At 33.4% G+C, this 13,844-nt stretch carries 14 protein-coding genes and 1 other RNA gene; 3 read left to right on the top strand and 12 right to left on the bottom strand.

Annotated elements, in window-relative coordinates:
• Positions 1-2: 2 nt before the first annotated feature.
• From larC to smpB, 12 genes are all read right to left on the bottom strand, one after another.
• The gene (larC, locus tag ACK2WO_RS04450; protein WP_414698508.1) at positions 3-1,388 is read right to left on the bottom strand and encodes a nickel pincer cofactor biosynthesis protein LarC; all 1,386 of its coding nucleotides are present in this window, start codon (positions 1,386-1,388) and stop codon (positions 3-5) included.
• Positions 1,381-2,133, bottom strand: coding sequence for a nickel pincer cofactor biosynthesis protein LarB (gene larB / locus ACK2WO_RS04445; protein WP_178411767.1), 753 nt, complete (start codon positions 2,131-2,133; stop codon positions 1,381-1,383). The genes larC and larB overlap by 8 nt, the downstream gene beginning before the upstream one ends.
• 31 nt (positions 2,134-2,164) lie before the next feature.
• Positions 2,165-2,779, bottom strand: a complete 615-nt coding sequence (locus ACK2WO_RS04440; protein WP_414698507.1) for an ABC transporter ATP-binding protein — start codon at positions 2,777-2,779, stop codon at positions 2,165-2,167.
• Positions 2,769-3,689, bottom strand: coding sequence for an ABC transporter ATP-binding protein (locus ACK2WO_RS04435; protein ID WP_414698506.1), 921 nt, complete (start codon positions 3,687-3,689; stop codon positions 2,769-2,771). The genes ACK2WO_RS04440 and ACK2WO_RS04435 overlap by 11 nt, the downstream gene beginning before the upstream one ends.
• 12 nt (positions 3,690-3,701) lie before the next feature.
• Positions 3,702-4,535, bottom strand: a complete 834-nt coding sequence (locus tag ACK2WO_RS04430; protein ID WP_414698505.1) for an ABC transporter permease — start codon at positions 4,533-4,535, stop codon at positions 3,702-3,704.
• The gene (locus tag ACK2WO_RS04425) at positions 4,528-5,511 is read right to left on the bottom strand and encodes an ABC transporter permease subunit (protein ID WP_178411325.1); all 984 of its coding nucleotides are present in this window, start codon (positions 5,509-5,511) and stop codon (positions 4,528-4,530) included. Before ACK2WO_RS04425 ends, ACK2WO_RS04430 begins: the two co-directional genes overlap by 8 nt.
• A gap of 14 nt (positions 5,512-5,525) precedes the next feature.
• The gene (locus ACK2WO_RS04420) at positions 5,526-7,124 is read right to left on the bottom strand and encodes an ABC transporter substrate-binding protein (protein ID WP_414698504.1); all 1,599 of its coding nucleotides are present in this window, start codon (positions 7,122-7,124) and stop codon (positions 5,526-5,528) included.
• Positions 7,125-7,313: 189 nt separating this feature from the next.
• Positions 7,314-7,718: a DUF3842 family protein gene (locus tag ACK2WO_RS04415; protein WP_178411327.1), complete on the bottom strand. Its 405-nt coding sequence runs from the start codon at positions 7,716-7,718 to the stop codon at positions 7,314-7,316.
• 163 nt (positions 7,719-7,881) lie between these two features.
• Positions 7,882-8,763, bottom strand: a complete 882-nt coding sequence (locus ACK2WO_RS04410; RefSeq protein ID WP_178411328.1) for an EamA family transporter — start codon at positions 8,761-8,763, stop codon at positions 7,882-7,884.
• Between the two features lie 46 nt (positions 8,764-8,809).
• Positions 8,810-9,916: a hypothetical protein gene (locus ACK2WO_RS04405; protein WP_414698503.1), complete on the bottom strand. Its 1,107-nt coding sequence runs from the start codon at positions 9,914-9,916 to the stop codon at positions 8,810-8,812.
• A gap of 510 nt (positions 9,917-10,426) precedes the next feature.
• Positions 10,427-10,776: a transfer-messenger RNA gene (gene ssrA / locus ACK2WO_RS04400) on the bottom strand.
• A 154-nt stretch (positions 10,777-10,930) separates the two neighbouring features.
• On the bottom strand, positions 10,931-11,386 hold the full coding sequence (smpB, locus tag ACK2WO_RS04395) for an SsrA-binding protein SmpB (RefSeq protein WP_118549326.1): 456 nt from the start codon (positions 11,384-11,386) through the stop codon (positions 10,931-10,933).
• A gap of 226 nt (positions 11,387-11,612) precedes the next feature.
• On the opposite strand from smpB, the gene ACK2WO_RS04390 reads away from it, so the two are divergent.
• From ACK2WO_RS04390 to ACK2WO_RS04380, 3 genes are all read left to right on the top strand, one after another.
• Positions 11,613-12,434, top strand: a complete 822-nt coding sequence (locus tag ACK2WO_RS04390) for an AIM24 family protein (protein ID WP_414698502.1) — start codon at positions 11,613-11,615, stop codon at positions 12,432-12,434.
• A 368-nt stretch (positions 12,435-12,802) separates the two neighbouring features.
• The gene (locus tag ACK2WO_RS04385; protein WP_414698501.1) at positions 12,803-13,528 is read left to right on the top strand and encodes an AzlC family ABC transporter permease; all 726 of its coding nucleotides are present in this window, start codon (positions 12,803-12,805) and stop codon (positions 13,526-13,528) included.
• Entirely contained in the window at positions 13,521-13,844 is a 324-nt protein-coding gene (locus ACK2WO_RS04380; protein ID WP_178411332.1) for an AzlD domain-containing protein, read from the top strand. The genes ACK2WO_RS04385 and ACK2WO_RS04380 overlap by 8 nt, the downstream gene beginning before the upstream one ends.

Genomic DNA, 13,844 nt, shown 5'->3' with positions numbered 1-13,844 from the left:
TATTACTTGCACTCCTCGATTATTTGACGGTATACATCCTGCCAAGTTCTACCAGTTTCTTTGCATATTCTCGCTATGCTGTCGTGTTCTGGATATATTCTTTCACCTGATGGAAGTCCACAAATTTTTATCTGTACAGTTCCCATAGATGTTTCTCTCATTTCAGTTCTTCTTTCTAAAATTTTTCTATCCATGTACTGTATTCTTATACCTATGCTTGTTGTATCTTCAAATATTATTCTCTGTAATTCGTCCATTTTGTCTTCTTTACAGATAACATTTAGCTGATACCCAGGTCTATTTTTCTTCATAAAAACAGGCATATAGTGTACATCTCTTGCACCTGCATCCATTAATTTCTGCATTACGTATCCAAGTGCTTCTCCTGTACAGTCATCTATATTAGTTTCCATTTTTACTATTTTATCTTTTTCTATTTCAGTTTCTTCCTCTTCTATTATCATAGATCTAAGAAGACTAGGTCTTTCGTAATTTCTCTTACCTGCACCTATACCAGTTTTAACCACTCTAAATCTTTCTGGTAGATTTTTTTCAGTACGTATTGCAGCTGCTATTGCTGCACCTGTTGGAGTTACAAATTCTCCCTGTACACCAGTTATACTAAGAGTTAGATTTTCTGCATTTATTATATTTAAAACTGCTGGCACTGGAACTGGAAGTACACCATGCTGGCATCTAACTGTTCCAACCCCTTCGTATAATGCAGGGATTATAACTTCTTCTATACCTAAATTATCTATACATACAGCTGCTGCAACTATATCTACTATAGAGTCTACAGCTCCAACCTCATGGAAGTGAACTTCTGTTTTTGGTTTTCCATGTGCTTTAGCTTCTGCATCTGCAAGTATATCAAATATTTTATTCGCTATTTTTTTTGCATTTTCTGTTATTTCACTGCTATTTATTATATGCTGGATTTCGATAAGTCCAACATGCTCATGACTATGTCCGTGTCCATGGCTGTGACCGTGATTGTGATCATTGTCGTGATGATCGTGGTCGTGGCTATGTTCATGACAATGCTCATGGCTGTGGTCATGATTGTGATGGTCATGGTCGTGACTATGCTCATGGCTGTGGTCATGATCGTGATGGTCATGGTCGTGTTTATAATCATTAGAATGTAGATACTCCATATCGTGGTCGTGGTTATCTACATCTAATACAACAGAAAAATCAAGTGCATCTAATCCTGATTTTACAACTCTGCTTGTCTTTATTTCAAATTTATCCTTGATTGATTCAAGGCTTTTTAAAGATTTTTCAAGTACTTCTAAATCAGCCCCTAAATCTAAAAGAGAGGCTACAAACATATCTCCACTAATTCCAGAATAGCATTCTAAGTATAATTTTCTCTTACTCATGATTATTTACTCCTAGTTTATTAATTTGTGATGCAATATATCCAGCTCCATACCCATTATCTATATTCACTGTTGCAATACCATTTGCACAAGAATTTATCATTGTAAGTAGTGCTGATATACCATTCATACTAGCTCCATATCCTATTGATGTAGGTACAGCTATAACAGGTTTATCAACTAAACCTCCTATAACACTAGCTAGTGCTCCCTCCATTCCAGCAACTGCTATAACACAGTTTGCATCCTGTATTGTTTCCATTCTTGATAGAAGTCTGTGTATTCCACTTACTCCTACATCGTATATTCTTTCTACCTTATTTCCAAAGAACTCAGCTGTCTGAGCAGCTTCTTCTGCAACCGGAATATCCGCTGTACCTGCTGTACATACTGCAATTTTTCCGACATGTTTTTTATTTTCATTTTCAATCTTTAAAATTTTTGAAAGAGGATCATACTGGACACAAGGAATTTTTGCCTGTACTAGCTCAGCCTGTTCTTTAGATGCTCTTGTTCCAAGAACTTCTCCTTCCATAGAATAAAGGTGTTCATATATGCTTAATAAATGTTCATTTGCTTTTCCACTGCAGAAAACAACTTCTGCACATCCTGAACGAACCTTTCTATGAGTATCTAATTTAGCATATCCTAATTCTTCAAATGGCTGCTTACGGAAAAATTTCTCTGCTTCTTCAACTGATATTTCTCCATTTTTTACCTTGCTTAACATTTCTCTTGTCTCCATTTAAGTACCTCCATTTTATTTCCTATAATAATTACTTGTGATTTATTTCTCTTAAATCAACTATTCTTGTGCACACTCTTTTAGCCAATTCCATATTATGTGTTACTATAATCATCCCATAATCTTTTTCTTCAGCTATACTTAGTAGCACATTCCATATCTGTGCCTGAGAAATAACATCTAACATAGTAGTAATCTCATCACATATAAGAAATTTTGTTTCTGGTGCTAAAACCCTTGTAATACAAAATCTCTGTAATTCTCCACCAGAAAGCTCGTTTGGCCATCTTTTTAGCCACTCTTTTTCTATTCCAAAACGCTTTAGCATTTTGTCATCTGGTTGCCAACATTCATTTAGTATCTTATCCATTTTCCATCTTGGATTTACAGACAACTCTGGATGCTGATGAATCATCTGTACGGGACAAAATCCCTTTTCATCTATAGGCTTACCATCTATAAGTACATTTCCTGATGTAGGTTTTTCATAACCTGCAATTATTTTTGAAAGCGTACTCTTACCATAACCAGATGGCCCTATAATACCTACTCTCTCTCCTGATTCTACTTTTAAATTTATATCTTTTAAAATCCAAGGAGATTTTTCTGTATATCTAAAATTTATATTTTCTATACTAAGTTGCATTTACACACCTAACCTTTCCGCCTCTAAGCTCTCTCATAGGAATATTACCTTCACATTTTTCTGATACATAAGGGCATCTACTTGCATATAAACATCCCTTAGGTAGCTCACCTGCATAAGGCTGTAATCCTTCTATAGACTTAAATTCGTTTTGTGGTAATGCTGATATAAATTCCTTGCTGTATGGATGTCTAAGTGCATCCCTACCTTCAAGGAAGTCTTTTGTAGAAGCTATTTCAAATATTGTACCTGCATAAAATACTGCTATTCTATCTGCTACATGAAGTGCCAAATCGACATCATGTGTTATAAGAAGTACTCCTGCTCCCTTATCTGCAATTTCTCTGAAATGCTTTAACGTATCCATAGCCATATCTACACTAAGTCCTGGAGTTGGCTCGTCTGCAACTATAAGTCTAGGCATTTCCATAACCGCTGACGATACAAGCACCCTTCTCGCCATACCACCAGAAAGCTGGAATGGATACATTTCTTCTACACTTTTATCTAATTTATATTTTTTAAATAGCTCTTCTTGTCTTTCCTTAGTAGAATAAACACCTTGAGCCTGTTTTCCTACTTTCATAACTGGATCTAGATAATCAATAGACTGAGGAATGAAAACCATCTTTCTCCCCAACAACTCACTTCTTTTTTCATCTGTAAGCTCTTCACCTTCATAAAGGATTTTTCCCTCTACTGTTGCATTTTTAGGAAGTAATCCTAAGATAGCATGTGCTAAAAGACTTTTTCCAGATCCACTAGAACCTACTACTGCAACAATTTCTCCTTCATTAATATCAAGTGATAATGAGTGAACAACTTCCAAACTTTCTTTTTTAAAGAGTCCTTTATACATACTAAAAGATACAACTAGATCATCTACACTCAATATATTCTTTTTTGTCATCTTAAACTCTCCTTATTCATTTCCACTTTCAGGATTCCAAAGTTTCTTTAAATTTTCCCCTATAACGTCAAATAATAGCACTGCTATTAAAAGCATCAATCCTGGGAATAATGCAAGCCACCATTTTCCTGTTGAAATATGCTGCATAGCTTCTGATAAAATTACACCTATTGCAGGCATTTCGGCAGGCATACCGAATCCTAAAAATGTAATTGAAGCCTCGTGCATGATTGCATGTGGAAATAATAAAACTAGTCCTATTAAATAAGCTGGTATTACATGAGGAAGTATGTGCTGGAAAGCAACCTGTGATTTTGTTCTCCCCATTTTATAAGCCGCTTTTACATATTGAGATGAACGAATCTGCATAACCTCAGATCTAACTATTCTCGTTAAAGATGGCCAATGTGTAAGAGCAACTGCAATAGTTACACCTTTTACTCCTTTTCCCATCATAAACGATATAAGCATTAATAAAACTAAGTGAGGTAATCCCATACATAAATCGACACACCAGTTTACAAATTTATCTACCCATCCGCCAAATACAGCAGATGCAATTCCTGCTACTAATGCTATGATTGAACTTACAATCGAAGCAAGCACACCTATGATTATACTGTTAGATAGACCTTTTATAGTTCTGTGGAACATATCTCTCCCTATAAAATCAGTCCCAAAAGGATGTGCTAAACTAGGTGCTAAAAACTTATTTGCATAATTTGCCTCATAAGTCCGTGGGTTCATAAATAATCCCCAAACAAATACACCTACTAGATATGTAACTGCAACAGCCATTAATATAACAACAAAAACTCTTCTATTAAATACTTTTTCTTTATTCACGAGCATCCACCTCTCTTATTCTAGGGTCAAATACTCCATAAAGAATATTTGCTATTAAGTTTCCTACAAATACAAATATTGCACTAAAAACTGAAATACCTAATAGAAGTGGAACATCTCCATTTAATGCCGCAGCAGTTATTGCAGTTCCTATTCCAGGATATGCGAATACTGTCTCAGCAAGTGCCATTCCTCCAAATAATTCACTAAATGAAGCAAACTGCACTGTTATCGCAGGTAACGATACGTTTCTTAAAATATGTCTTGTTATAAGCTGTTTTCTGTTTTCTCCTCTAGTTTTTGCATATAATATAAAATCACTATTCATTATTTCTATAACTTTTTGTCTTGTATATAAAACAACTTCACTAATACTTACTATTGTAAGTGTAAGCACAGGAAGAATTAAATGATGAATCTTATCCGCCAACGTTACCTCCGATGCCAGTTTACCAGCAGGTACCGCCATTCCAAGAGGGAACCATCCTAATTTAACCGCAAATATAGATACGACTATAAGCCCTATCCAAAATACCGGTGCGGATTTTACCACCAGACAAAACGTCTTAACTATCCTATCAAAAATACTACCATCTATAATTCCGCATATTACTCCCAAAATAAATCCTATTATTCCAGAAAGAAGCCACGAAATAGCCATAAGAACTATTGAATAAGAAAACCTAGTTTTTATTACTTCAGAAACTGGTTTTTTGTAGGTAATTGACATACCTAAATCTCCCTTAAGAGCATGTTCACCCCACGTAATAAAACGCTGAGAAGGTGGGGCATTTAAGTCCCACTCCTCAGCAATTTCCTGTTTAGCTTCTTCTGAGATAGTTGTATTAGTTCCTACATATGAAACTAATGGATCTATAGGAGATTTTATTATTAATAAAAATGCTATTATACTAACTGCTACTAAAAGCAGTACCATTCTCAGGCATTCTCCTAATATTTTTCTCCAACTCTTCATAATCTATCTCCGTATTATTTTAATTTCCAATCTGCTATATTACATACAATTGGTGTTCCGTGTCCATGAGGATGAGGAATCTGTGTATCTTTTGATATATCTAATTTATCTGATATAAAGTAGCAGTGTTCTATATTCACTAGGAATAAGTTAGAATGATCTTTATCTGCTAATCCCTGAACTTCTTTCCATGCTGCTATTGCATCTTCCTGAGAATTTGCATTTATAGCTTCTTTTATTTTTGCATCTACTTCTGGATTATTGTAACCAACAACATTATCATATCCTCCAGATAAGAATAATTCTGAATTATATAATGAAGATAAAACTGTTGGTGAATACTGTCCCCAACCCCATAAGATTGCTGAAGTATTCTGTAATGTTAATATTTCATCCCAAGTAGCTGTTTTTACTGGTATATCTATACCAAGTTCTTTTGCATTTTCAGCAAGTGCTACACATAAATTGTATCTATCTGTTTCTCCTGCTGATGCATATAAATCAAATGTACATTTCTGTCCGTCTTTTTCACGAATTCCGCTTTCAGTTTCTTTCCATCCAGCTTCATCTAAAAGTTTTTTAGCTTCATCTACTTTATTATCTTCGTAGTTATCTGTACTAGCCCAAACAAGGTTATCTGTAAAGTTTACTGCAGGCTGTCCTATTCCATTTGAAGCATTTTCTATTATTTTTTTACGATCTATACCTATCGCAAGCGCTTTTCTAACTGCTGGGTCTGATGTTACATTGTTACCAACTTTAACCATTTCTCCGCTTGGACTCTTAACTTCGCTAACAGGTCTAACAGGAAGTCCTACATTACGAACGTCCATAGTTTCTAATTTTTCTATTTTCATACCTGGAATTTTTTCATTAGCGTAATTTGTTCCAACCATTGCAACATCTAATTCTCCAGCTTTAGCTGATGAAAAGGCTGCGTCTTCTTCCATATTAACTATTGTAACTTTCTTTATTTCTGGAGCTTTTCCAAAATAGTTTTCATTTGCTTCTAATATTATCTGCTGACTTGCATCATACTGAGCTACTTTATACGCACCAGTTCCTATTGGCTGAGTGTCGAATGTTTTGCTATCATAAGCATCTGAAGGAACTATTCCTAACTGAGCTGTTGTATCTAAGAATGGTGAATATGGTTCTTTTAATTTAAATTCTACTGTATCCTTATCCACTTCTTTTACAGACTCTAAATATGTTAAGTCAACGTTTTCATTGTGAGCCTGATTTTCTTTTACAGTATTGTATGTAAATACAACATCCTCTGCATTCATTTCGCTTCCATCACTAAATTTAACACCATCATTTAAATCAAATGTGTATGTTAAAGCATCATTACTTACTTTCCACTCTTTTGCTAAGTCTCCTACGTACTTAGAATCACTATTTACCTTTAATAGTGCGTTATTTGTAAATGGATATCCGTTTGACATCCCGCCCTTTATTGGGTCTAAACTATCATCAAATATTGATGATCCAATATAAATTTTTATTCCGTCTTCTGGATTTGAATTACTCGCTTCTTTTTTCCCACAACCTACAAGTAGCATTGGTAATACCATAGCTGTAGATACTAAACTTACAATTTTTTTGTTCATATTAGTCCTCATTTCCACTAAAAAAGCATATCTTTTATTCTACTGAATTTACTCATACCTTCTGGTACTTTTTATTTATATAGATGTCTAAATATGCCTTAGTTATTAATAGTATATAATTTTTTATTATTTCTTATACTTCCTGTATAAATTGTAAGCTTCTTGCTACTTTTTTAATACTTCTAGTAATTATAAATATGATTTAAGTTCATTGATTGTTTCTGAAATGAACTCATTCATCCTTTTATTTTCCACTCCAACAATTATATTGTTGCAATGGTTCATAGGTATAAGTAATTTTTTAGCTAGACTCTGGCCAACTGCAACTGCCATTTTTGGTGTTATTTCACCGTACATAGAATCTGCTATAACTATACCTACTGGTCCTATTATAATATCTGCTTTTCTACAAGCAACAACAACTGCATTTTCTCCTGTAGCTGCATTTGTTGCTCCTGCTTTTAACATATTTGTTGTTGCAACTGAATTTGTTCCAACAGCAGTTATATTTGCATTTTTAAAGTTTTTATTTATTTCTATTATTAATTGTTTTCCTATGCCGCCACCCTGTGCATCTATAATTAGTATCTCCATATCATTTCCTCACTTTATTATAAATTTTCTTATTTTAGGATAGCAGAGTTTTTTTATACTTACAAGTTATATTGATATACAATCTTAAATAAATTATATCGGCGGTAAAATTTTACCGCCGATACATTATAATCAATACATTAAAATTTCACTTTTATTTAATTTATTCAGCTACTTTTTTCTTTTTTAGGAATGATAACTGTGTTTCAGCTATTATTATAGCTAAGAACATTAGTGTGAATCCTAATATTGACTGAGGAGTAAATGTTTCACCGAAGAACACTGCTCCGAATACTAGTCCGAATATGTTTTCGAAACTTAATATTATAGAAACACTTGTTGGATCTTCTGTTTTCTGTGCAATTGTCTGTAATAAGAAACATATACCAGAACAAACAACACCAAGATATAATACTCCACCAACAGCTGCTGCATTCCACTGTATAGCAAATGGATCTTCCATAGTTAATGTGAATACCCATGCTAGAACAGCACATACAACGAATTCTAATATAGTTATTAGAACTGGGTCTTTGTCTTTACCCCATTTAGCTATAGCTATTATCTGTGCAGCCCAGAATACTGAACTTGCTATAGATATACTATCTCCGTAGCTTATGCTGAAGCTTCCTACTAGAGAAACTAGTATTATACCTACCGCACACATTACAGCTGCTATTATGTGATAAATCTTAGGTCTTTCTTTTAATATTATCCATCCTAAGAATGGTACGAATACACAGTATGCTGATGATAAGAAGTGACTCTTACCAGGCATTTCAAGCATAACACCTAAAGTCTGTGTAAAGTATGCCATGAATAGACATACCCCTATAAGTATCCCACTTTTTATATATTCTTTATCAATTTGTTTTAATCTCTTTATATTTACTATTCCTAAAACTAAAGCTGCGATTGTAAAACGCCAAGCAAGAAGAGATCCTGCTGGTAGTATATCAGTAGAACCTTTGATAACAACCATTGAACTACCCCAAGCAACAGCTACGAATAGCAAAGCTAATTTTCCGAATACACCTTTTTTCATAACAGCTTCTCCAATTTCGTATTATTTTTTGAACTAGTCAAACTAATTATTTCATTAAGTCAAGTCCTTTAGCAACACGAGTTATAAAGTCCTGAACGTTTGTTACCATTGTTGTTGCAGCTAAACTACCTCTGTCAAGAAGTTTATTAACAACGAATTCATCTGCATCTATTGTGTATAGATATACTGGACGTATAGTTCCATCTTCTAATACACGGAATGAAGGAGTCATATTACCTACTGCTATTGTATGTAACATTGTAGCTAGACATATAACTGTTGTAGCATCTTTTACTATTGCTCTCATTGCATTTGCTGCTTCATAAACATTTCCATAAACTTCTGGAAGTGGTCCGTCATCACGTATAGAACCAGCAAGTACTATTGGTACATTGTTGTTTACACAACTACATATAATTCCGTCATTTAAGTCATAATCTTTCATGAACTGTGGTATAGATCCACTTCTTCTTACTTTGTTAAGTACGTCTAAGTGGTTGTAATGTCCATTAGGCTGAGACTGCTGAGTATATATATCCTGTCCTAAAGCAGTGTGTAATAAAGCACCTTCTAAGTCGTGAGTTGCTAATGCATTACCTGCTAATAGTCCATGAGCATATCCGTTTTCAACTAATGCCTGCATTGCTGCTCTTGCATTAGCATCGAATGCGAATGCTGGTCCCATAACCCAAACTATTTTTCCACCATGTTCTTTTTCATATTTTAATAATTCAAATAATTTGTCATAATCTCTAGCGTATGATGTTTCACGGCTTCTTCCCTGACGGAATACGAACTGGTCGTCTAATCCTTCAGTTGGTTCTTCAAATCCGTGGCAGTACATGTAGCAACCTTCTTCACATCTTTCAGTTCTACCAAGCATTACTTTGTCGCCTTTTTTAACGTTTCTTGATTCTACAACTGCTAATGTTCCATCATCTTTAAGAACTACACAAGAGTCCATACGGCTTTCTTCTGCAAGTTTCCATTCTCCATCTATTTTAAAATATTCTGGGTACATAGATGTACTGTGATAGTAATCTGGAAGTACTCCATCTTTTTCCGCTTCTTCATATTTAGCATTCGGTGCATTTACAAACATTTCTTCTGAAAAGTCTGGATGTCTATATTTTGGCATTTCAAAAACTGACATAATAGTTCCTCCTTGAGATTTTTTTATACAGGCCTGTTTCTTTGTCTATAATATAACATATTTAACATTTAGTGTAAAGCTTTTCAACGTATTTTCCGAAACTTTTTTTTCATCATATATTTTATTCCCACTTATTTTTTCACTTTTTACTATTTTTCATCGTATTCTTTTATACATTAAGCATTGTTATCGTTTTCCTAATTTATCGTCGATAACTTTAGTTTATTAGTATTGATATTTTTGTAAAATTCTAATAGTGTGTACTTTTTGTTATATTATGCACAATTTTTGTTTATTTTAATTGTATTTATTATTACTTTTTACTATGTAGACTTTAGATTATTAAGTGTTTTTAGGGTTATTTTTTTCATGTTTTGGTTTGTCCTGTTCTTGATATTTCTTTTTAGTTTTTTATTTTCAAAAGGTGACAATTTTTTATTCTGTAATTTTTCCAATAAAAAAAATACTGACCTAAAAGATCAGTATTTCTAATGTTTCCACATTTTTAATTGGTGGAAGTGAGGGGAGTCGAACCCCTGTCCGAAAGCTCTTTCCCCGCTGCATCTACGTGTGTAGTTGTCTCTTTATTTATCTCGTATCAAGTATAGCCGAGCAACAGGCGATACCATCAACCAGCCACAATTAGTCCACTTTTAGTCGCGGCATCCAAAAAGTAGTTCCCTGCATAGATGATGTCCAGTCTTAACCGGCAGGAGGGCTAAGAGGGACAAGCTGCAATTAGGCAGCTAATGCGTAATTATCGTTTGCGTTTATTTTAAATTCCCCAGTTTTTACGTGACCCAGAGTAACACGACACGCAGCCTCAGGTGCTAAACCCCCGTCGAAACCTTTACACTCCCTTATTATTAAGAAGTATTAAAACTTCCATAAAGGAACTATGTTTCAAACACAAACTCTAATTAATTTTGAAAAGCAAAAAGCTTTTATTTATATTAAGTATTAACATACTATAATTAAGTATATTATACCACTAATCATAAAAAACACAAATAATTAATATTTACCTGTCATTTCTCTTTCTATACGTCTCTTAGCATCTTTTTTAGCAAGATCCTGACGTTTATCGTATAATTTTTTACCTTTTGCTAGAGCTATCTCAACTTTAACTCTACCATTTTTTAAATACATACTTAAAGGAACTAAAGAATATCCTTTAACAGTAGTTGCACCGATAAGTTTTCTTATCTCGTGCTTATGAAGAAGAAGTTTTCTAACTCTAAGAGGATCGACATTGAAGATATTTCCCTGTTCGTATGGGCTTATATGAACCTGCTTCATGAACACTTCTCCATTATCAACTGAGCAGTATCCTTCTTTTAAATTGACTCTACCCCGTCTAATAGATTTAACCTCTGTTCCTTTTAGCTCTATACCACATTCATAAGTTTCCTCTATAAAGAACTCATGTCTAGCTTTTTTATTTGTCGCAAGTACCTTTACTCCTGCCATATCTTCTCACCTTCTTCACAAAAATATTTTTAAGCTAAGTTATACTATATCACAACAGAAAATATGTGTCAATTTTTTCAATAACAAATAAAAATTCAATAACAAATAAAAATCTTTATCATAAAAGCAAAATGAATTATAATTAAAGTATAAATATTGATAGAATTTTCAGTATTTATCGTAAACACAAATTTATTTTTCCAAACTCTTGAAAGGGGATGATTCTATGGAATTAAAAGAAAAAATGAAAGTTATTGAAAGCATAAGCGATGGAGGCTCTACTTTTGAAGTTCTTGAATTTGAAAATTTAGATGGAGCTTCAGATCCTATTATGGCTATGGGGCTTTACTTTGCAAAACAGGCTGGGCTAAGATCTAGAATTGTAAGAGTTAAATTAAACAACTCTTCTGTAAAAACAGAAGCAGGTGCTCTTTACTACTCTAAGGGAACTCTTGTTTCAGATGCTAAAATGGGAGGTGTTGGAGGTTTCTTCAAAAAAGGTATCTCTGGCGCACTAACTAGCGAATCTTTAGTTAAACCTTCATACAAAGGAACTGGAGAAATCTACCTAGAACCATCTTTCAAACACTACTTCTTAATGGAATTAAAAAACGAAACAATAATAATAGATAAAGGCGTATTCTACTGCTGCTCTGATTCTCTTGAATTAAAAGCTGTTTCTCAGAAAAATGTCTCTTCAGCAATACTTGGTGGCGACGGAATATTCCAGCTACGGGTTTCAGGAACAGGTGTTTTAATATTAGAATTATCAGTTCCTAAAAACGAAATCGTAGAATATGACTTAAATGGAAGCGAAGAGTTAAAAGTTGATGGAGATTTCTCATTTGCAAGAACTTCATCTGTTAATTTCTCAGTAACTAAATCTCAGAAATCACTGTTCAAATCTGCAATGAGTGGCGAAGGGTTCCTTAATACTTACTCTGGAACAGGAAAAGTTTGGTTAGCTCCAACTTCTTCAATCTACAGAGAATTTGGAAGTGGATTTATGCCAGGAAATTCAGGTATGGATAATAATGAAATTGACTAATAAATAAAGGTGTGTGCATAATTTTAAAAACTAATTTTGGTAAAATAATAGCAACCTCCTCTCCAGGCGATCAAGTCGCATTGTCGAGTTCGGTTTGCTATTATTATAACCAAAATATAAGTTTTAAAATTATTGCAACACACTTTTTTATTTTCCAACTTAATTATTAAAAATATTGTCTTAAATCCTTTTAACAGGATTTCATTAAATAAAAATATTAAACTATCATTAAGTTAGTTTTACATTTTATTAATAAGATTACTTATATTAATCGAATAATATACTCGAATACCTTTTATTCCCCAGATTTTTACTATATAATATAGTTTGTTATATTATTAGAATATTAAGGAGAGGATGATTTTTTTATGTTCAAGTCTGTAGACAGAGATGCGTTCAGAGACGCTTTTCGTGCGTCTATACCAATTTTTATCGCTTATGTTCCAATAGGGTTGGTTGGTGGAATTTTATTAAACGCTTCTGGGGTAAATTTGTTCTTTATTTTTTTAATGTCGCTTTTAGTTTTTAGTGGGAGTGCACAGTATATCGCTGCATCTATGATAGCCACTGGTGCACCGATTTCTTCTATAATCATTACAACATTGATTATAAATCTAAGACATTTCTTAATGAGTTCAAATTTAAATATGGTTATAAAAAATAAAAGTCCTAAGTACATAATTCCTTTTGGACTTGGTTTAACAGATGAAACTTTTGCTGTAAATTATGAAAGATATATTTCAGGTAGATGGGATGATACTAGAGCAATGCTAGTAAATTACCTATGTTTAGCAATTTGGCTATTAAGCTTCTGTGCTGGATCATTTTTAGGTAATTTTATAAGTATAGATACTTATATATCAGGATTTATCATAACTGCCCTATTCACAACTATGATAATGGGTGCCATCAAGAATTTTGTTTATGTTTTAGTTGCAATTATTTCAGTTTTATCATTTATAGCACTTTATAGCATGACTCGTAGCAGTCTAATAATGGTGGTTTCTCCAATAATCGCCTGTGCTTCAGGACTTATAATAGAAAAAATGTTAAAAACTTCAAAAAATAAGGAAGGAGCTGTTGCAGATGAGTAATATGTCGATATTATTAGTATGCCTTGGAATGGGTGCAGTTACTTATGCTCCAAGAGTATTGCCACTTCTTCTTTTTGCAGGTAAAGAAATGCCAAATTGGTTAAAAGAAGCTTTAAAATTTGTACCCGTTGCAATGCTTAGTGCACTTGTTGCAAAAGATGTATTTTTCAAGGACGATGCTTTATTTATGAGCTTATCAAATCCAAAAATACTAGCATTTGTACTTGTTGCAATTGTTGCTGCAAAATTTAAATCTATACCTATATCTCTTGTAGTTGGTGTAGGAAGTATATTTATTTTTTCAACAATATTATAA

The sequence above is a fragment of the Peptacetobacter sp. AB845 genome, from assembly GCF_047528295.1.
Taxonomy (GTDB): domain Bacteria; phylum Bacillota; class Clostridia; order Peptostreptococcales; family Peptostreptococcaceae; genus Peptacetobacter.
Note: the sequence above shows the minus strand (reverse complement) of the source record. Positions and strands in the feature narration are given on the sequence as shown.